Raw genomic sequence first — 20,174 nt, 5'->3', positions numbered from 1 at the left:
CTATTGTCCTTTTGTTTATCTGCTAAAGTGTAACCTATTGTGAAATTTTTTAACAAAAGGTGCGCTATGGAATGGCATGTGAAGAAGTCTTGCTGTCACAAGAAAGCAGGGAGGCTCTATATCGTACTTTGCGATAGTGGTGGTTCGCTTAAGATGCTCGCTGAGGCGCAATCTTTCGAGCGGGTTAAACCTGGCGATCTTCTGTCACCGCTGAAAGATGCGCAGTATTGTGTTAATCGTGATGCATCCCGCGTGATTAAAATAATCGATGCCAGACAGTACATATGTGACGAATGGGAGCGCCTGTTACGACTGTCGGCAGATAAATGAGCTCAGCGCCGGTGCTTGTCTGCAGGCAGAAAAATCGTCATTAAACCCGCCATGATGCACAGTACCCCAACCAGCGCCTTTACTGAAAATGTTCCCTGCCAGCCGGGCAGAATCATTGATGCAACCCAAACCAGCACATAGCTCAGGCTGAGCAGGGCATAAGCTTTGCTCAGCGCGAGCTGGTGCAGGGCTTTATGCCAGCATATAACCGACAGCAAATAGCCTGCCAGCCCGGCAGATAAAGCAAACGCTCCAATACTGAGAGAGAATACGGCGGAGATGAACGCCAGCGGCTGCATCACTGGCGGCAGATTATCCATTGCGAAGCCGAGGCTCAACTGGGCTGCGGAGGTGATAATAACGCTACATAATCCCCAAAAGATGCCCATTACACTGCGCTCCCAAGAATAAAGATGCCGGTAATGATCAGCCCAACTCCCAGCCAGTGGCGTGTAGTGACGGGTTCGCGCCAGATTTTCCACGCGGCCAGCGTCACCCATACAAAGTTAAGACTCAGCATGGGGTAGGCGATGCCGACAGGAATGTTCTGCAGTACCGCCAGCCATAGCAGCATGGCCAGACCGAGGCTTGCCAGAGCAAGCCCAATCCATTGCGTGACGTGGCGTTTTCGCGCACGAACGGACACCGGTCGGGTCGCCTGCTTCTGGCATAGCTGGCCGCAGACGCTGAGCAGGCTGGCGAGAACTAAGGCTATCCAGATCATTTTGGCCGATACTGAATCAGGACCAGTCGCCCCTGATTATCAATGTAATCAGCGGGAGGGATAGCGAGTTGATTAATATCTTCATCCTTATCAATCGTGAGCACGAGCGTAATATTTCCTTGCTGACGATGTTGCGCTAACCAGTCGGCAAAGTCTTCCCGACTAACAAAACGCCCCTGAGCATCCGGGTAGTTGAGGCCATATTTTAACTCGCCCGTTTGGCCGTACATCATGATGTCGTCACGTTTCAGGCTCCAGGCCAGCCCTGCGGCAACGCCAACGTTGTCGGCGAGAATGTAACGGCTCGACTCCAGCGACTCTTTAGTCATCTCGACAAAAAACTGCGGCTGTTTAGACTCCATCACCCGGTCAGGGACTGAGAAACCAAACAACAGCGCGAGTCCCAGCGGACACAGCGCGGCGAATTTCCAGTTCTTCTCGCGGTTATTTAGCGTATACCAGCCGAACAGTGCCCAGGTGATAAAAATGCCCCACGCGCAAAACACCTTATACGTTTCGATATGCGACCAGACCGGCGTCTTTAACGGACCCAATGTGGAAACAATAAATGTGGCGACAATGCCGGTCACGCCGAACAGCACGTTGATCCAGCCATTCACACGCAGTGCGGCGGAGCCTTTTTCCGCGGCCTGCAGGCCGAAACGCGCCGTTAATATTGCCAGCGGGGCGAAGCAAGAAAGAATATAGGTCGGCAGTTTTCCTTTGGCGATGCTGAAAAACAGGATTGGCATGACAATCCAGCTTAACAGGTACAGCGCGCTGCGCGGAACATCCCGCTCACGCCAGCCCGTACGCAGCGCGCCGGGGAGCAGCCCGAGCCATGGTAATGCGCCAGCCACGAATACCGGAATGTAGTACCAGATGGGAGCCTTGTGTTGGGCATCATCCTGTGCGAAGCGTTGAATATGTTCAACCCAGAAGAAGTAATGCCAGAAATCCGGCTCACGCCGGGCAATCGCTATTCCCCACGGTAGCACAATCACGACGCAGCCGATAACCGCCAGCAGACCGTAGAGTATGAGATCTTTCCAGCGTTTTTGTGCGAAAACCCACGGCAGTACGCTGAGCACAGGAACGGCAAGCGCAAGGAAGCCCTTAGTCATCACGCCCATGCCGCAGGTTAACCCTAACAGCAAAAAAGCGATGATTTTGCGCGTTCTGGTGGTGGCCTGCATGCCTTCCCAAAAACAGCACATGCCCGCCATCAGCCAAAGCGCAATTATGGGATCAAGTACCGCGTAGGTACCGATGCTGTAAACTGAAAAGAACGTTAAAAAGATAGCAGAAGAGAGTACGGCGGTACGCTTATCCTGCCATAACCGCATGGCAAGCCAGGCTACCAGTAGCGCCGTCAGCAAGGTGGCAAAAATAGCCCCCGCTCTGACGCCAAAATTATTAGCACCAAATAGCCATTGTCCGATGCTGTTTAACCAATATCCGGCAATCGGTTTTTCGAAGTAACGGAGTCCTAAAAAGTGCGGCACGATCCAGTCGCCGGACGTCAGCATTTCCCGACTGATTTCGGCATAGCGCGTTTCATCAGGCTGCCAGAGCAGGCGACTGTTGATAGGGAGAATAAAATACAGCGCAATAAACGCGATACAGGCCAGAGTGTAGCGGGCAGCAGGTTTCATTGTGTCGCACTCACCGGTTGTTGGCAGCCGAGCCATCCCTCTCTGCCCGGTATTTTTCCCCGCACGATCTGCCCTGTTGGCAGCGTGCTGATATCGTCTGGTAACAGCTCGCCAAGCGGGCAAAATGTCATCCCCATGTCGGCGGCGCGAGTAAGCAGCTCGTCAAAATTCTGATGAAAGGCGATGCCTTCAACTTCCGCATGAATGGTGTACACCGGTGTTCCTCTGCTCATCTGGATGTGGGAGAGAATATAAGCGTTGAAGTCCACCGCCTGGACCTCCTGACCAACCACTTCATCCCATGTTGGTAACGTGACGGGAATTTGCGGCGTACCTGTTTTCCCGGACGCCAGTACAGGACGAAATAACGACGTTCCCCGACAGTCGCTGTTATAGCGTAAATGGAACGTTTCTTTTGCCTCGACGACGCGGTTGTCGGCACGCCATCCGGCAACCGCAGAACAGGTAACCGGTTGTCCGATGATGGCTTCAAGGGCGGTAATGCCTCGTGAAATATCATCAATCAGCTGTTTATCATTCCAGTTTCCGCTTCGCGCTTGCCAGGCATGGTGATCCCAGGCATGCAAACCGGTTTCATGAATCAGGGCGGTTTGCGCAATGATCGCCGCATTGGCCTGGCCAATCTCTTTTCCCGGCCACGCGGTTCCCGCGAGCAATATATCCCATCCGTAGAGCGATGCTGCGTTTGAACGCAGCATCTTCCACAGAAATTGTGGCTTCACAAGACGCCAGAGATGGCGCCCCATGTTGTCAGGTCCAACGCTAAAGAAAAAACTTGCCCGAACGTTATGCCGGTTCAATGTCTCCAACAGGCGGGGCACACCTTCGCGCGTCCCCCGGAAAGTATCGACATCAATGCGCAAGCCTACTTTGGTCATGATGTGTGTTCCGTGATATCCACACTGCGTAAGAAGAAGTCCAGCGTCTCTTCTACCGTTTCCTGCATCTCAATGGTGGGCTCCCAGTTCAGGCAGCGTTTTGCATTACGAATGTTGGGCTTACGATGCTCAACGTCCTGATAACCTTTACCATAGTAGCTGCTGCTTTCGACGTCACGGAAACCGGCAAACGGCGGGAAGTGGTTGCGTAATGGGTGTTTTTCAAAGCAGGTAAGCAGCATTTCTGCCAGTTCCTGAATACTGGCCTCATTCTCCGGATTACCGATGTTGATAATTTCGCCATCGCAGCGTCCGCCTTCGTTTTCAATGATGCGGTACAGGGCTTCGATACCATCGCGAATATCAGTAAAGCAGCGTTTTTGCTTACCGCCTTCAATCAGCTTAATAGGTGAACCTTCCACCAGATTGAGGATCAATTGAGTAATGGCGCGTGAGCTGCCGATACGCGCGGCGTTAAGGCTGTCCAGACGCGGTCCCATCCAGTTAAACGGACGGAACAGGGTGAAGCGCAATCCCTCTTTTTCGCCGTATGCCCAAATTACGCGGTCCAGCAACTGCTTGGAAACGGAGTAGATCCAGCGTGGTTTATTGACCGGACCGACGATCAGGTTCGAGCTGTCTTCATCAAAAACTTTGTCGGTACACATGCCGTAGACTTCGGAGGTTGACGGGAAAATGATGCGCTTACGGTATTTCACGCAGTAGCGAATGATTTTCAGGTTCTCTTCAAAATCGAGCTCAAACACGCGCAGCGGGTTGCGGGTATATTCGATTGGCGTGGCGATCGCTACCAGCGGCAGCACGACGTCGCATTTTTTCACATGATATTCAATCCATTCGGAGTGAATGCTGATATCGCCTTCGACGAAATGGAATCGTGGATGCTGCAGAAAACGACTAATGGCATCGCTGCCAATGTCGAGTCCATACACTTCGTAATTGTCTTCTTGCAACAGACGTTCGGTCAGATGGTTACCAATGAAGCCATTGACGCCAAGGATCAGCACGCGAGTACGGCGTTTAGCGGTAGTAACTGACTGGCTGTTCAGGCGAGAACCTGGTACCAGGCCCAGAACCTGCGCCAGCTGTGACCCCTGCATGGCAATACCATCGCCAGCTTGCCCGGTAATAATCTCCAGTGCGCCATCAGCGCAGGCGATCAGCAAAGGAGAAACGGAGATGACGGTTCCTGGCTGGGCTGCGCGGTCATTTTTGCAAACACGTGACGACCAGACGGTGAATTTTTGCGTGCCAACATAGCTAAATGCGCCCGGCCATGGATCGCTGACGGCGCGTACCTGGTTATGCAACTCCGCGGCTGGTTTGTTCCAGTCGAGGAAGCTATCTTCCGGCGTACGGCGACCAAAACAGGTCGCCTCTGCTTCCTGTTGGGGGTGTTCTGCATAATCTCCCGTTTTAATCGCGGGCAGCGTCTCTTCCAGTAACTGACGCGCAGCCTGGCACAACTTATGGTGCAGCGTTAACGCCACATCATCGGGCGAAATAGCAACCCGCTGCTGGGCGACAATGGCGCCCGCATCCGCACGTTTGACCATCCGGTGAAGCGTGACGCCGGTTTCGGTTTCACCATTGACCAGTACCCAGTTCAGCGGCGCGCGGCCACGGTATTTCGGCAGTAGCGAGCCGTGCAGATTAAATGCACCCTTAGGGGCAAGGCTGAGGATCTCATCACTCAGTAAATGGCGATAGTAGAACGAGAAGATAACATCGGGTGCCAGTTGGCTAATGCGCTCAATCCACAGGGGATGATTAACCTCGTCCGGGGCGTAAACCGGAATACCGGCGCTGGCTGCGAGGCGGGAAACAGATCCAAAAAACGCTTTTTCACCCGGATTGTCGGTGTGCGTAAAAATGGCAGCGATTTCATAACCTGCATCCAACAAGGCCTGGACACCCTGACATCCCATATCGTGATAGGCAAATACGACGGCTTTCATGCGCGGTTTTCCTCGGTTGACTGCGTGGTTTGTGGGCGGATAACGTGTTGAACAAAATAGCGGGGGCGGGCGCGGACATCGTTATAGATGCGACCGATATATTCGCCGAGTAAACCCATGCCAATAAACTGTGCGCCGATAAAGGTAAACAGGACGGCAAACAGCATGAATACCCCTTCCGCTGCCCACTGTGGGCCGAGCGTCAGGCGCAGAACAACAAGCAAGACTGATAAGGTAAAGCCCGTGGCGGCGATCACGCTGCCTAACAGACTCAGCATGCGAAGCGGTGTTGTGGTAAGGCAAGTCACCAGGTCATACATCAGGTTGATCAGACGCATGAAGCTGTATTTGGAGTCACCAAATTCGCGCTCTGCATGATGTACCGGGATCTCCGTAGCGCGACGGGCAAAAATGTTGGCCAGAATAGGGATAAAGGTGCTGCGCTCCTGGCAATGCAGCATGGCATCGACGATGTGACGGCGATAGGCGCGTAGCATGCAGCCGTAGTCGCCCATTGCTTTACCGGTGGTTCGTTGGATCAGATGGTTGATCATTCGTGAGGCGGTCTTACGAAATACGCTGTCCTGCCGGTTCTGGCGCACCGTGCCCACCACATCGAACCCCTCATCTGCTGTGGCGACCAACCGAGGGATCTCCTCCGGTGGGTTTTGCAAATCGGCATCCAGTGTGATGATCAAGTCCCCGGTGACATGGCTGAAACCGGCCATAATCGCCGAGTGTTGCCCGTAATTGCGATTCAGCAAAATAGAAACAATATGGCTGTTTGGTGCCTGAGAGGCGTCCATCATCAACTGAGCGGAATTGTCACTGCTGCCGTCGTCGATTAGCAGAATTTCATAGTCTTTACCCAATTTCTCGCAGGCGGCGCTGGTGCGTCTGATTAACTCTGGCAGGCTTTCCTGTTCATTAAAAACGGGAATGACCACCGAGACTTTTTTGATTGGTGCTGCTTCAAACATGGTTATTGTCCTGCAATCTCGCGAAGTGCCGTAATGACCCGCTGGGTATCCGCTTCGGTCATGTCTGGGAATAACGGCAGCGAGCAGATGCGCGCGCTGTTCCATTCAGTATTTGGGAGCGAAAGGGTAGTGAAGCGTTCGCGATAATATTTTTGCGTATGGGCTGCACGAAAATGCAGACCGGTGCCGATATCTTTAGTCTTCAGCGCTTCCATCAGGGCATCTCTGCTCAGCCCGCAGCGGGTTTCGTCAACACGAATGATGAATAAGTGCCAGGCATGAACGTGCGGCCACCGGGGCAGGTCCAGCGGTTGAAATGGCGTATCAGCCAGCGCCTGCTGATATTGCTGGGCAATTTGCGCCCGGCGTGAATTCAGTTGCTCCAGCTTATTCAGCTGTACCAACGCAATAGCGGCATTGATATCCGTCAGGTTGTATTTGTATCCTGGCGCAAGCACTTCGGCCTGCGGTGCCCGGCCATAGGTTTGTCGATCAAAAGCATCAACGCCCAGACCGTGAAACTTCAGGCTGCGAAGCCGCTGGGCAAGCTGGCTGTCGTCGGTAACAATCAGTCCACCTTCTGCACAGGTGATATTTTTGATGGCGTGAAACGAGAAGATTGCCGTACCGCGCGCACCGACATGACGGCCCTTATACAATGTCCCTACGGCATGGGCCGCATCTTCTATTACCGGGATGCCATAACGCTCGCCAATGGTATAAATCGCGTCAAGATCGGCGGGGGCGCCTGCGTAATGTACTGGAACAATGGCTTTGGTTCGTGGGGTAATGGCGGCTTCAATTTGCTCAGGTGTGACCATCAGCGTATCGCGGTCGACGTCGACCATGACTGGCGTCGCACCCAGCAGGACAATCATGTTGAGGGTAGAAACCCACGTCATCGACGGCGTAATGACCTCATCGCCTGCACCTATGCCCAACGCCATCAGTGTGATGTGCATACCCGCCGTGGCAGAGCAGACGGCGACGGCGTGTTGATTTCCTGTGAGCTGGCAGAAGGCTTCTTCCAACTGTTGGTTCTTCGGGCCAGTGGTTATCCATCCAGAGTCCAGCACCGCTTTTACAGCGGCAAGCTCTTCAGCACCCATTGCCGGGCGAGAGAAAGGCAAAAAGTCAGACATCATTATTCCTTCAAGCCATTTAACGCTACCGAAGTTTTATTTTTAGGACTAAACAGGGGCGTCGTTAATTATTTCATCAGGCTACAAAGGTTAATGGCCGAAGGTTAATTTATCCTTAAGGGTTTAAGGTTTGGGAGATAATAACAAAGACAGTGGGGAGTGGTTTATTTGTTTGAATATAAAGAGTTTTTAGTCATTATGGCGGTATTGTTCTCTGTTGCTGAATGCTGAGAGCAATACCGCTAATGTGATCATTGTTTATATTACGTTTAAACTCGGGGGACTTACAGTAACCCTTTCAAGGTTAACGTTTTACGTGTGGCGATATTTAAGTCGTAGGTGCCAAGATCTTCCGCTTTAACCCAGGCGAACGCCTGGAACTCTTCGTTAATGTTCACTTCACGATTAGCTGCCACACAATCGAAGATGAGATAAATCATATAAATCTCTTCCTGGCTGCCATCCGCGTACGTTTTAGTACGAATATCGTCACTGAAAGTCCATGGCGTAATTTCTGATAACACCAGCTGCTCGCCCAGCTCCTCTCTCACTTCCCGGCGCAAAGCTTCTTCGATGCGCTCACCCGGCTCAACGCCACCGCCAGACAGCGCCCACTGACCGGGAAACACACCGCGGTCGTCAGCCATTTTGCAGAGTAAATAGCAGCCATCGTTTTGAATTAATGGGCAAACAATTGTTCTTTGGCGCATAGGTCAAGTCCTTGCAGGGGCGGGTATTAAGAATTCCATCATCCACCTATCTTACCTTTTGCTGGCTGGAGAAAAAACGCTTCATCGACGATTAAGTCCGTACGGGCGAGGAAAAATTGATTGTTGTTGAAAATGGCGTTCAGGGATGCGAATGATAGATTACATACAAAAATTTAACCTTATCTAATCTCATTAAGTAGTATTTAGTTACAATATGGTCTTGCATCGCTTTTTTAGCTCATTGATTCCTCGTCATCTGACAGTACAATTCACCGGTTTTGGGGCTATGTTTTGATTCTTGCAGGAAAGGATAGAAAATGAAAAAAAGTTTACTGTTGGGTTTTGCCGGAATGCTGTTTGTTTCTGCTTCGGCAAACGCGATTAGCATCAACGGTCAGGCTGGCGAAGACTACACCAACCTTGGATTCGGTATGGGTACTGAGACCACCGGTCTGGCCGTCAGCGGCAACTGGATGCATAATGATGACGACGGCGATGTTGCTGGGCTGGGCCTGGGGCTGAATATCCCGCTGGGTCCACTGTTGGCGACCGTTGGTGGTAAAGGTGTTTATACCAATCCAAACGATGGCGATGAAGGTTATGCTGCGGCTGTCGGTGGTGGTTTACAGTGGCCGATCGGCGACAGCATTCGTCTGTTTGGTGAGTACTATTACTCTCCTGATTCGCTTTCCAGCGGTATCGACAGCTATGAAGAAGCAAATGCCGGTGCGCGTTTGACCATTATGCGTCCGCTGAGCATCGAAGCCGGTTATCGTTACCTGAACCTGGCAGGTAAAGATGGTAACCGTGATAACGCAATTGCTGATGGCCCGTACGTTGGGGTTAACGCCAGCTTCTAACATTTCTGGCGCGGCGTTCAGTCGCGCCTTCCCCCCTCCATGCGTTATAGTGTTTTCATCATAAAAGCAGGAGAACACGATGTTAAACGTGGAGATGCTATCCACCGGGGATGAAGTGTTGCACGGACAAATCGTCGACACCAATGCCGCCTGGCTGGCCGATTTTTTCTTTAATCAGGGTTTACCGCTAACACGCCGCAACACGGTAGGTGACAATCTTAACGATTTAGTCGCCGTTTTGCGTGAGCGTAGCGAACACGCCGATGTACTGATCGTTAATGGCGGTTTGGGGCCAACCAGCGATGATTTGAGCGCGCTGGCAGCGGCAACGGCAAAAGGCGAAGGGTTGGTGTTGCATGAAGCATGGCTCGCCGAGATGGAACGATATTTTCGCGATCGTGGCCGCGTGATGGCGCCAAGTAACCGCAAACAGGCTGAACTTCCCGCCAGCGCGGAGTTTATCAATAATCCGGTGGGTACCGCGTGCGGGTTCGCCCTGAAGCTTAACCGCTGTCTGATGTTCTTTACACCGGGTGTACCGTCAGAATTCAAAGTCATGGTTGAGCATGAGATTCTGCCGCGTTTGCGTGAGCGTTTCTCTTTGGCTCAGCCCCCGTTATGCCTGCGATTAACCACCTTTGGCCGTTCTGAAAGCGAGCTGGCACAAAGCCTGGATCCGCTGACTTTGCCACCGGGCGTAACAATGGGATATCGCTCCTCAATGCCGATTATTGAGCTGAAGCTGACCGGGCCGGATTCCCAACGTGAAGCGATGCTGGCGCTGTGGCCAGAAGTTAAGCGAGTTGCCGGACAGAATATGATTTTCGAAGGTACGGAAGGCTTGCCCGAACAAATTGCCCGCACGTTACAGGAACGGCAATACAGCCTGACGCTGAGCGAACAATTTACCGGTGGTCTGGTCGCGTTGCAGCTTTCTCGCGCTAATGCTCCGTTGTTGGCGAGTGAAGTTGTTCCGCCCCAGGAAGAAACGCTGGCTCAAACGGCGCATTGGGTAACCGAGCGACGTAGCAAACATTATGCCGGGCTGGCTTTGGCGATATCAGCTTTCGAAAACGAACATATTAACTTTGCGCTGGCCACCCCCAATGGGACATATGGTTTGCGCGTTCGGCTGAACGCTAATCGCTACAGCTTGTCGATTCGTCAGGAAGTGTGCGCAATGATGGCGCTAAATATGCTGCGCCGTTGGCTTAACAATCAGGATCTTGCCAGCGAGCACGGCTGGATCGAAGTGGTTGAGTCGCTCACGATTTAATTATTAACAGGGAAGGTTACAAACCTTCCCAATCTGACTCATTCTGTGACATCGTCAGGCAATAGCCCAGTAATTAACCGAACCAAATCACGATCAATTCCATTTTCCAGCATCATGCACGCGATACGTAAGGCTTCTTCTTGTGTACCTTTCTGTACTCCTTGCGCTAATCCTTGCTGTATCCCTTGTTGTAGCCCATTGTGGTGACCTTCTTGTTTTAGCCTCTCTGCGATTGTCATCAACCTCTCCTTATGATGGGGGGAACGTTCGGCAACTTCATGGATAAATTCGCTGACGTGAGAAACGTCACCGTACCGTAGCAGGTAATTAAATAGCGTTTGTAGCTGGCTGTCATTAGCGGTGCTTGTAACTAATAGTGCTTGCAACTAATAGAGAAGATGGCGTGACGATATCCACTTTTAATATGCGCTGCATGCGGGAAATGGGGTCTTTGCGTGGATGAATCAGAGATAAATATGTCCGACTGCAACGTATTCAATTAAGCGGAACGGGCTACGCAAAAAAATGCCCGGTAGCAAACACCACCGGGCAACTGAGTTACCCCAACGCTTTGGCAAGCAGGGTGATGGGATGTTCGCAACGCTTACTGGTAGACATCTCAATCTGCCATTTACAGGTTTCGCAGTCGGTGACGACGATATCAGCGCCGCTTTCTTCAATTTGGCGGAATAACGGTGCGCCAATAGACTGTGAAGTCGGATAGTTTTCCTTTTTAAAGCCGTAAGTCCCGGCAATCCCACAACACTGAGAATCCAGCACTGTCAGCTCCAGCCCCGGAATTTGTCTCAGTAGCTCCAGCGTGTAGAGCGTCCAGCCCATTTTCTCCATATGGCATGGCGTGTGATAGATCACCTTCAGCGGCAGCGTTTTCAGCGGCAGCGTTTTACCTTCATCCAGCTTGCGCCACAGCCAGCGGGTTGCCAGTTCAATGTGTTCTCGCAGGCCTGAGTTGTCGACATCCAGCACTTCCGGATATTCATCACGTAGCGCAAAGGTACAGGTTGATGAGGTGGCGATCACCGGAATGCCTTTGCCATCAATCGCTTCCCGGAGTGAGGCCACGTTGCTGACCGCCTGCTTACGCGCTTTATCTGTAAATCCGTTAGCAATCAGCGGCACGCCACAGCATTTCTCTTTACTCAGCAGTTGCACACCGGTTCCCATCGCATTCAACACCTTGATCAGGTCTTTGCCCAGCTGTGGATGGTTGTAGTTGACAAAGCAGCCGTGAAAAAAGGCGACCTGATCCTGATATTGCGCCTGCTCGGCGGCAACGCTGCGATACCAGCGGCGGAAGGTGCCAAAAGAGTATTTCGGCAGCGTACGGCGATGATCGATTTTTAGCGCGTAATCCAGCAACTGACGTACCGGTTTTAGTGACGTAGCCGTGTTCACTATCGGGGCGAAAGGTGTGGAGACGCTACCCATTAAATCGGTATGGCTTAAGACAAAGTTACGTATCGACGGACGCGTGGTGTCATATTTGGCGCGTGCGCGCTGGATGATATCGCCAATTTTCACATCTGACGGGCAAGCCACTTCGCAGCGCTTACAGTTGATGCAGTATTTCAGCGCATCGTCATATAGCGCGCCATCTTTCAGACGCAGACGTTCGCCGTCCGGTCCAGCCTGTTTAGGGCCAGGGTAGTTTGGATTGACGCGACTTACCGGGCAGGCAGTGGTACACACCGTACATTTGATACAACTTTCAAAACGTGTGTCGCTCATTGCTCACCTCCTGCACGTTTCGCAATATGATGTGCGGCATGTAAAGCGCTGACTGCGCACACGCCGCCTCCGCAACCCTGGGCGATAGGGTCGAATCCGCCGAGAACGGAACCGATGGCATACATATTCTCTATCGTTTTTCCCGCCAGTGACGGGCGTAGGGCGGCATCGGTTGTGACGCCAAACTGTTGCCACGGTTGTGGGGCGAAGACATCACGCTGATACCACTCGGCGCGGGTAGCGGTTTGCTGCACATCCAGTCCCAGGATTGGTTCGTGGATTGCCTCACGGGTGGCGACCAGTCCACTGCTGAAGAAACTGCCGCTGGCGAGCACGGCGAAACGCGGCCGCAAAGGAATATCGGCATGGTTCCGGGTCCAGATTTCGCTGACCACGCCGTCCTGACAGGTGATTTTCTTCACTTCATCACCCGGCATCCACACACCGCCATGGCGCACAAACTGGCGCTGCAATTTGTTGTGCAAACGCATGCCCAGTACCGAAGGCGGTAGGGTCGGTAACAGCGACAGCGAGCAGGGAAGGCGCTCATTCAGCCACTGCCAGAGTCGCTCATCTGCCAGACCAAAGCAGGCCGGCATGATTATCATGTCGCAGGTTTTTGCCATTGGCAGCAATGCGTCATAGAGCAGCGACCATTTATCTTCGTTATCCAGCAGGCGCGCAATATTAACGGCGCGAAACTCGGTTGGGTTATCACGCAGGACATCCAGTTCCGGCAGTTCGATTTCTGCCGTCTCGACGCTGAGATTACGTTGGCGTAATGACGCCGCGGCGAGATGCGCCTGAAAATCCAGTAACCCGCTAATCCCTACAACGCATATACGCTGCGCGGACAGCGGCCAGACCGGCACTTCCGGGGAACTTAACCAGGTTGAGCGCAGGGTGCCCAGCGGGGTAACACGTTGATGTGCCTGATGCACGTTGCCTTGCAAATGCGTTCCGCATTCTTCCAGTAAATTTTGCGCCTGCTGGGCCAGTTCCAGAACGTTCTGCGTTCCGATGGTGCTATACGGATGTGCGGGTGCTTGAGTGCGCAGCGCATCCAAACCCGCTTCTATATCGGTCACCGGTTGGCCATCGGGTAAGTTGCTGAGCAAATCCAGTGAGCCGGAGGAAAAATGCAGGGCGCTTTGACCGCGAGTGACAATCGTGCAGCGCAAACCGCTTTTTTGCAGTTGCAGACCGCACAGCAACCCGGCCAGGCCGCCGCCGATAATGACGGTATCAAATTTCATCCTGGTGCTCCTTTTCCAGACCACACAATCCCTGATAGACCCAGCGCGTGAATTCGCTTTCGCGCAGCGCATCTCCCCAGGCGATAGGCTGCACGCCTTTCCAGCGCTCGTTGAGGAAGTCGGAAAGCTGGGTAATAGATTGTGCAGCGGTGGTGACGTTAAAACGTTGCAGCAAACCTGCGGCGCGGCAGGCACACAATTCGCCCTGGCAGGTCCCCATTCCAACACGGGTACGGCGACGCAAATCCAGCAGGCTGTTGACGGTTAAATTCTCGACGGCGTATTGCACTTCGCCTGCGGTGACCGCTTCGCATTCACAGACCAGGCTGCGATGTTGACGGCCTTCGCTAAGCCACACCGGGGTGCGATCGCCGTGACGGTAGACTGCCGAGCCGCGCAGTGGCGCGGGCAATGAGATCACACGTTTAAGCGTATGCTCGGTAGATTCCTGTGAGCCAGGCAGCGCGGTGTCTGCGGTTGTGCAAGGCTGGGTGTTGCCCAGCTTACGGCAAACGGCATCGGTGGCCCATTCCGCCATCAGGCGGTAGGTCATCAGTTTACCGCCGGTAATGGTGATAAACCCTTCCAGTCCATCACGCTCTGCGTGATCGAACAGTACAATCCCACGGCTGACGTTACGACCGGTGGGATCGTCGTCGCTGGCCACCAGCGGACGCACGCCGGAGTAGGCGCGTAAAATGCGCGTTTTTGCCATAATCGGTGCCAGTTTCTCGCCTTCACGCAGCAGAATGTCGACTTCTTCTGCGGTGACACGGTTGCTGTCGATATCATCGTAATCAATGTGCTGCGAGGTGGTACCGATCAATGAGATGGTATCGCCTGGCACCAGAATATCGGCATCAGACGGTTTACGGCAGCGGTTGATGACATGCTGGTTAATCCGATGATCCATAATCAGCAGCGAACCTTTAGCCGGGAACATACGGATGCTCAGATCGGCATATTCCGCAATGCGTTGACCCCAGATCCCGGCGGCGTTGACGACAACTGGTGCATGCAGGGACTGCATTTCGCCCGTCAGATGATTGCGCACGTTAACGCCGCAAACCGTTGCCCCTTCACGGATAAGTCCCGTGACTTCATGCGCCGTTAAGATAACCGCGCCATGCTCACGCGCATCCAGCATGTTGGCGGCGGTTAAGCGGAAAGGATCAACCGTGCCGTCCGGCACTTTTACCGCACCAATCAGCTGTGGGTTAACGGAAGGTTCGATAATACGTGCCTGCTTAGGGTCAATTGCTTCTGCGCGAATCCCTGCCTCTTCACAGGCGCGAATAAAGGTCGCCTGAAAGGAGAGCTCATCCTCCGGCAGGGTAATAAACAGACCGTCCGTTGGCTCAACGCAATGGCGGGCGATACGTTTCAGAATTTGGTTTTCGCTGATGCACTCACGGGCAGATTCAGCGTCGGTGACGGCGTAGCGTGCACCGCTGTGCAGCAGGCCGTGGTTGCGCCCGGTCGCACCTGTGGCGATATCGTGGCGTTCCACTAAGATGACGCGCAACCCGCGCAGCGCACAATCGCGTGCGATCCCTGCACCTGTTGCTCCTCCACCAATGATAATCACGTCACTTGTTTGCGAGTCGCGAGTTTTCATTGTTTTTCCTCACAGTTCGTTTTTTATCATTTAGCCACATAAAAAACATGGATTGTTTGATTTCGCGCATAATCGCTCATTATTCGAAAATGAAACGTGATTTCGTGCGCCTTTATGAACATTTGTCATAAATCTGTAACAATATGTGCTGCGTTTCACATTTTTGTTATGTATCTTTCCTTAACATCGCGGCCACACTGGGAGCGGTAGGGTAGTAATGACGAACTGCAGTGTTTACTTCGAATGAAAGACGGCCACGGAGGCTACACTATGTTGAGCATTTTTAAACCAGCGTCACACACGGCGCGTTTACCTGCAGCGGAGATCGACCCGACATATCGTCGATTACGTTGGCAGATTTTTCTGGGGATTTTCTTTGGTTATGCCGCGTACTATCTGGTACGTAAGAACTTTGCCCTTGCGATGCCGTATCTGGTTGAGCAGGGGTTCTCGCGTGGCGATCTGGGTTTTGCGTTGTCCGGTATCTCCATTGCTTACGGATTTTCGAAATTCATTATGGGGTCCGTTTCGGATCGCTCGAATCCGCGCGTTTTCCTGCCTGCGGGTCTGATACTGGCTGCGGCAGTGATGTTGTTTATGGGCTTTGTACCGTGGGCGACATCGAGCATTGCGATTATGTTTGTGCTGCTGTTCCTCTGCGGATGGTTCCAGGGGATGGGATGGCCGCCGTGTGGTCGTACCATGGTGCACTGGTGGTCGCAGAAAGAGCGTGGCGGCATCGTTTCCGTTTGGAACTGTGCGCATAACGTGGGTGGCGGTCTGCCTCCTCTGTTATTCCTGCTGGGTATGGCCTGGTTCAATGACTGGAAAGCGGCGCTGTACATGCCTGCTTTCGGTGCGATCGTCGTCGCGCTGTTTGCTTTTGCTCTGATGCGTGACACTCCGCAGTCCTGTGGTCTGCCGCCAATCGAAGAGTACAAGAACGATTATCCGGACGATTACAACGAGAAAGCGGAAGAAGAGCTGACTGCGAAGCAGATCTTCATGCAGTACGTACTGCCGAACAAACTGTTGTGGTACATCGCTATCGCCAACGTGTTTGTTTATCTGCTGCGCTACGGCATCCTGGACTGGTCGCCGACTTACCTGAAAGAAGTGAAGCATTTTGCACTGGATAAATCATCCTGGGCCTACTTCCTGTATGAATATGCGGGGATTCCGGGCACGCTGCTGTGTGGCTGGATGTCGGATAAAGTCTTCCGTGGTAACCGTGGTGCGACCGGCGTGTTCTTTATGACGCTGGTGACGATTGCGACCATCGTTTACTGGATGAACCCGGCAGGCAACCCGAACGTAGATATGGCTTGTATGATTATCATCGGCTTCCTGATCTACGGCCCGGTCATGTTGATTGGTCTGCATGCGCTGGAACTAGCACCGAAAAAAGCGGCAGGTACGGCGGCTGGCTTTACTGGTCTGTTCGGTTATCTCGGCGGTTCTGTGGCTGCGAGCGCCATTGTCGGCTACACCGTTGACTTCTTCGGTTGGGACGGCGGCTTTATGGTGATGATTGGTGGTAGCGTGCTGGCGGTTATTCTGCTGGTAGTCGTCATGATTGGCGAAAAACGCCATCACGAAGAGATGCAGCTCAAGCGTAACGGGGGCTAATAGATGAAAACCACATTGAAAAGTCTCAGCGTGGCGCTGATGCTGGCAGGTATGGTTGTGAGCAGCGCGGCGCTTGCCGCAGATAAAATCGTGATTGCGCACCGTGGCGCCAGCGGTTATCTACCGGAGCATACGTTACCTGCGAAAGCGATGGCCTATGCTCAGGGAGCGGATTACCTGGAACAGGATTTGGTGATGACTAAGGACGACCATCTGGTCGTCCTGCATGACCACTATCTTGACCGCGTCACCGATGTTGCCGAGCGTTTCCCGGATCGTGCGCGTAAAGATGGGCGTTACTATGCTATCGACTTTACGCTGGATGAGATTAAGTCGCTGAAATTTACCGAAGGCTTTGATATCGAAAATGGCAAAAAGGTCCAGACCTACCCGGGGCGTTTCCCGATGGGTAAATCTGATTTCCGTGTGCACACTTTCGAAGAAGAGATTGAGTTCGTTCAGGGATTAAATCATTCAACCGGTAAAAACATCGGCATCTACCCGGAAATGAAAGCGCCGTGGTTCCATCATCAGGAAGGGAAAGACATTGCGGCTAAAACGCTGGAAGTACTGAAAAAGTACGGGTACACCGACAAGAACGATAAGGTCTATCTGCAGTGTTTTGATGTCGCAGAGTTAAAGCGCATTAAGAATGAACTGGAACCGAAGATGGGGATGGATCTCAATCTGGTACAGTTGATTGCGTACACTGACTGGAATGAAACTCAGGAGAAAAAGCCAGACGGCAGTTGGGTTAATTACAACTACGACTGGATGTTTAAACCGGGTGCCATGAAGCAGGTTGCGCAGTATGCGGACGGCATTGGGCCGGACTACCACATGCTGATTGATGAGAAGTCGAAGAAGGGCAATATCTCGTTAACTGGCATGGTGCAGGACGCACATCAGAATAAGATGGTGGTGCATCCTTATACCGTTCGCGCCGATCAGTTGCCGGATTACACCACTGACGTAAACCAGCTGTATGACATTCTTTATAACAAAGCGGGTGTTGACGGGCTGTTCACCGACTTCCCCGACAAAGCAGTGAAATTCCTGAATAAAGAGTAATGGCATAAGGCCTGTGATGCACCTCCGGTCACAGGCCTTATTGGACGAAACGTTATTAACTGCTAGATAAGGCCGTCTACTGTTAACGTTTTCCTACATGCCTGCAGGAGAAATAAAGGGCTGCCGTCCACTGGCGGCTCTTTTGCCAGTAACGATATCTGTCGATAGAACGTCGGCTCCAGCGCCACTGAGCGTATCTCCCCGCCAACGGCTTTCAGCGTTAACTCCGGTAATAACGCAATACCCAGTCCCTGACGAATAAAACTCATCGCGGTATCCGGATGGTTAAATTCGTATTTAATGACCGGCTCAATTCCTTTCTCTTTAAACAGCGTCATGATGCTTAATTCATAGCGACCTTTGCTGATAATCAGCGGTTCTCCCACTAGTTGCTCCACTGAAATCGTGCTAGTGACTGCCAGCGGGTGGCTTTCGGGAACCACCACGGTAAATTTATCGCGGTAGACCGGTACGCAGTACATGCCATTTACCGGGAAATGCACAAATCCAGCATCGATATCCCCGCTGCGCAGGGAATCAACGATCGCCGGGCTGTTCTCTTCGAAGGGGATAATTTTGATGTGCGGATGCTGCTGTTCAAAGTGGCGGATGATGCCTGGTAAAATGCAGGCGCAGGCGCTGGGAAAACAGCCGATACGTAGGGTTCGGGCTGGGTTTTGTCGTTCCTGTTCGGCAATTTCTTTCACCGCGTTGGTTTCTGACACGATGGCTCGCAGGCGTGGCACGATCCGGTTTCCCGCCGGGGTGAGTTGAATGTCTTTGCGGCGTTCGCGGATTAAAATATCAACGCCCAGCTCTTCCTCTAGTGCTGAAATTGCCTGACTCACGGCGGACTGGGTCATGTACAGCCGCTTGCTGGCTTCGGTAAAACCGCCGAACTCAAGCACGGCAAGCAAGGCGTGGATCTGGGTTAGTGTCATTAGTTTCTTCTAATTAACAATATTAAAACGATTAATTTCTCTAATATCATGAGCCTATTTATACTAATGTTCTGGTGTTTAACTCACATTTTGACGCACTTGTCCGTCGTTCAGTTGTGCTGAGCGTTGCCTGCGTGCGCCGTCTGGACAAGGTTGTCGAATATGAAAGAAAAACTGTGGACGAAGGATTTTTGGGCAATAACGATTATCAGCTTCATTATATTCTTCGTTTTTTATGTTTTGCTCACGCTATTACCGATTTATATTTCGGATCGCCTGCATGCCACCCCTGATAAGGCAGGCTTGCTCGTCACCTTCTTTTTGGGGGCCGCAATTGTTGTACGTCCGTTTGCGGGACAATGGGTGGGAAAATATTCGAATAAAACGATTCTGATGCTCTCTTCTCTGGCCTTTTTGGTGGTCACCGCGCTGTATCCTGTTTGCCAATCAATTGAATCACTGCTGTTTATTCGGGTGCTTCATGGTGTGACGTTTGGCGTTATTACCACGGTAAAAGGAACGATTTCCACGCGGCTGATACCGGCCTCCCGACGTGGGGAGGGCATCAGTTTTTTCTCGCTAGCAATGGGACTGGCAATGGTTGTGGGGCCGTGGGTGGGCCTGAACATGGCGCGCTGGGAGGCTTTTACTCAGGCATTCTGGCTGTGTAGCGCGGTTGCCGCACTGGGTATCATTCTGTCTTTTATTGTCGCGGTGCCGCCGGTCATTCGCCATGCTGACGGCTCTAAACCGAAGCTCGGGTTTGCGGCAATGTTTGATCGCGCCGCGCTGCCTTTCGCACTGGTGACGTTTTTCATGACCTTCTCTTACGCAGGCGTTTCAGCCTTCCTGGCACTGTATGCCCGGGAGTTAGATCTGATGGCGGCGGCCAGTAACTTCCTGCTGTGCTACGCCATTTGCCTGATGATTTGTCGAACCTTTACCGGCAATATTTGTGATAAAAAAGGGCCGAAATACGTGGTCTATCCGTGCTTGTTCGCCTTTACTGCCGGGCTGGTAGCGCTGGGCTATACCAACGGCAGCATCATGATGATTATTTCCGGTGGATTAATCGGTATTGGTTACGGTTCGGTTACGCCGGTATTTCAGACACAAATTATTAGTTCAGTGGAACCGCACAAAATCGGTGTTGCCAATTCGCTGTTTTTCAATGCGATGGACGCGGGAATGGCGATTGGGGCGTTTATCATGGGGATGATGGTTGAAGGCGTGGGGTATCGGGCGATTTATCTGGTTGGGGCTTTACTGGTGGTGCTGGCTGGGGCGCTGTATATCATACAGATGAAAAAACGCGGAAACGTGGTACTGGTCTCCGCGCATGAAGTCCACTAAAC

At 52.5% G+C, this 20,174-nt stretch carries 19 protein-coding genes; 6 read left to right on the top strand and 13 right to left on the bottom strand.

Annotation, left to right across the window (positions count from 1 at the left end):
* Positions 1 to 66 precede the first annotated feature (66 nt).
* Positions 67 to 330 carry a signal transduction protein PmrD gene (gene pmrD / locus OGV74_RS14905; protein ID WP_048218323.1) on the top strand — a complete coding sequence of 88 codons (264 nt, stop codon included), beginning with the start codon at positions 67 to 69 and terminating at the stop codon, positions 328 to 330.
* 2 nt (positions 331 to 332) lie between these two features.
* Here the strand turns inward: pmrD and arnF are convergent, their stop codons facing one another.
* The 8 genes from arnF to nudI all read right to left on the bottom strand — a co-directional run bounded on the left by arnF (position 333) and on the right by nudI (position 8,419).
* Positions 333 to 719, bottom strand: coding sequence for a 4-amino-4-deoxy-L-arabinose-phosphoundecaprenol flippase subunit ArnF (gene arnF / locus OGV74_RS14900; protein WP_086504374.1), 387 nt, complete (start codon positions 717 to 719; stop codon positions 333 to 335).
* Entirely contained in the window at positions 719 to 1,054 is a 336-nt protein-coding gene (gene arnE / locus OGV74_RS14895; RefSeq protein WP_003027661.1) for a 4-amino-4-deoxy-L-arabinose-phosphoundecaprenol flippase subunit ArnE, read from the bottom strand. The genes arnF and arnE overlap by 1 nt, the downstream gene beginning before the upstream one ends.
* On the bottom strand, positions 1,051 to 2,709 hold the full coding sequence (gene arnT, locus OGV74_RS14890; protein ID WP_086504373.1) for a lipid IV(A) 4-amino-4-deoxy-L-arabinosyltransferase: 1,659 nt from the start codon (positions 2,707 to 2,709) through the stop codon (positions 1,051 to 1,053). Before arnT ends, arnE begins: the two co-directional genes overlap by 4 nt.
* On the bottom strand, positions 2,706 to 3,608 hold the full coding sequence (gene arnD / locus OGV74_RS14885) for a 4-deoxy-4-formamido-L-arabinose-phosphoundecaprenol deformylase (RefSeq protein WP_003027653.1): 903 nt from the start codon (positions 3,606 to 3,608) through the stop codon (positions 2,706 to 2,708). Before arnD ends, arnT begins: the two co-directional genes overlap by 4 nt.
* Positions 3,605 to 5,587 (bottom strand): bifunctional UDP-4-amino-4-deoxy-L-arabinose formyltransferase/UDP-glucuronic acid oxidase ArnA, encoded by a 1,983-nt coding sequence (arnA, locus tag OGV74_RS14880; RefSeq protein WP_086504371.1) that lies wholly within the window; start codon positions 5,585 to 5,587, stop codon positions 3,605 to 3,607. Before arnA ends, arnD begins: the two co-directional genes overlap by 4 nt.
* Positions 5,584 to 6,567 carry an undecaprenyl-phosphate 4-deoxy-4-formamido-L-arabinose transferase gene (arnC, locus tag OGV74_RS14875; RefSeq protein WP_016150691.1) on the bottom strand — a complete coding sequence of 328 codons (984 nt, stop codon included), beginning with the start codon at positions 6,565 to 6,567 and terminating at the stop codon, positions 5,584 to 5,586. Before arnC ends, arnA begins: the two co-directional genes overlap by 4 nt.
* Positions 6,568 to 6,569: 2 nt before the next feature.
* Positions 6,570 to 7,709 (bottom strand): UDP-4-amino-4-deoxy-L-arabinose aminotransferase, encoded by a 1,140-nt coding sequence (gene arnB / locus OGV74_RS14870; RefSeq protein WP_086504370.1) that lies wholly within the window; start codon positions 7,707 to 7,709, stop codon positions 6,570 to 6,572.
* A gap of 284 nt (positions 7,710 to 7,993) precedes the next feature.
* Positions 7,994 to 8,419 (bottom strand): nucleoside triphosphatase NudI, encoded by a 426-nt coding sequence (nudI, locus tag OGV74_RS14865; RefSeq protein WP_003027643.1) that lies wholly within the window; start codon positions 8,417 to 8,419, stop codon positions 7,994 to 7,996.
* A 317-nt stretch (positions 8,420 to 8,736) separates the two neighbouring features.
* Between nudI and OGV74_RS14860 the strand changes: the two genes are divergently transcribed.
* Together OGV74_RS14860 and OGV74_RS14855 are read left to right on the top strand one after the other, a co-directional pair.
* Positions 8,737 to 9,279, top strand: coding sequence for a YfaZ family protein (locus OGV74_RS14860; RefSeq protein WP_003027640.1), 543 nt, complete (start codon positions 8,737 to 8,739; stop codon positions 9,277 to 9,279).
* Positions 9,280 to 9,358: 79 nt separating this feature from the next.
* Positions 9,359 to 10,555 (top strand): nicotinamide mononucleotide deamidase-related protein YfaY, encoded by a 1,197-nt coding sequence (locus tag OGV74_RS14855; protein WP_086504369.1) that lies wholly within the window; start codon positions 9,359 to 9,361, stop codon positions 10,553 to 10,555.
* A gap of 38 nt (positions 10,556 to 10,593) precedes the next feature.
* Here OGV74_RS14855 and OGV74_RS14850 read toward each other — a convergent pair whose 3' ends face one another.
* The 4 genes from OGV74_RS14850 to glpA form a co-directional block, all read right to left on the bottom strand.
* Entirely contained in the window at positions 10,594 to 10,794 is a 201-nt protein-coding gene (locus OGV74_RS14850; RefSeq protein ID WP_086504368.1) for an Rpn/YhgA-type helix-turn-helix domain-containing protein, read from the bottom strand.
* Positions 10,795 to 11,113: 319 nt separating this feature from the next.
* Entirely contained in the window at positions 11,114 to 12,304 is a 1,191-nt protein-coding gene (gene glpC, locus OGV74_RS14845; protein ID WP_086504367.1) for an anaerobic glycerol-3-phosphate dehydrogenase subunit GlpC, read from the bottom strand.
* On the bottom strand, positions 12,301 to 13,560 hold the full coding sequence (gene glpB, locus OGV74_RS14840) for a glycerol-3-phosphate dehydrogenase subunit GlpB (protein WP_086504366.1): 1,260 nt from the start codon (positions 13,558 to 13,560) through the stop codon (positions 12,301 to 12,303). Before glpB ends, glpC begins: the two co-directional genes overlap by 4 nt.
* Complete coding sequence (gene glpA / locus OGV74_RS14835) at positions 13,550 to 15,178, bottom strand: anaerobic glycerol-3-phosphate dehydrogenase subunit A (RefSeq protein WP_086504365.1); 1,629 nt, start codon at positions 15,176 to 15,178, stop codon at positions 13,550 to 13,552. Before glpA ends, glpB begins: the two co-directional genes overlap by 11 nt.
* A 270-nt stretch (positions 15,179 to 15,448) precedes the next feature.
* Here glpA and glpT point away from each other — a divergent pair, with 270 nt between their 5' ends.
* Positions 15,449 to 16,807 carry a glycerol-3-phosphate transporter gene (gene glpT / locus OGV74_RS14830; RefSeq protein ID WP_032949686.1) on the top strand — a complete coding sequence of 453 codons (1,359 nt, stop codon included), beginning with the start codon at positions 15,449 to 15,451 and terminating at the stop codon, positions 16,805 to 16,807.
* Between the two features lie 3 nt (positions 16,808 to 16,810).
* Entirely contained in the window at positions 16,811 to 17,878 is a 1,068-nt protein-coding gene (glpQ, locus tag OGV74_RS14825) for a glycerophosphodiester phosphodiesterase (protein WP_003027612.1), read from the top strand.
* 62 nt (positions 17,879 to 17,940) lie between these two features.
* On the opposite strand, the gene OGV74_RS14820 is transcribed toward glpQ, so the two are convergent.
* Positions 17,941 to 18,819, bottom strand: coding sequence for a LysR family transcriptional regulator (locus tag OGV74_RS14820; RefSeq protein ID WP_086504364.1), 879 nt, complete (start codon positions 18,817 to 18,819; stop codon positions 17,941 to 17,943).
* 162 nt (positions 18,820 to 18,981) lie between these two features.
* Here OGV74_RS14820 and OGV74_RS14815 point away from each other — a divergent pair, with 162 nt between their 5' ends.
* On the top strand, positions 18,982 to 20,172 hold the full coding sequence (locus OGV74_RS14815; RefSeq protein WP_286521037.1) for an MFS transporter: 1,191 nt from the start codon (positions 18,982 to 18,984) through the stop codon (positions 20,170 to 20,172).
* Positions 20,173 to 20,174 lie beyond the last annotated feature (2 nt).

Origin of the sequence: Citrobacter sp. Cf116 (assembly GCF_030336505.1) — a bacterium.
Classification (GTDB): Bacteria; Pseudomonadota; Gammaproteobacteria; order Enterobacterales; family Enterobacteriaceae; genus Citrobacter; species Citrobacter freundii.
The sequence above is the reverse complement of the archived record's forward strand: the minus strand, read 5'-3'. Positions and strand labels throughout refer to the sequence as shown.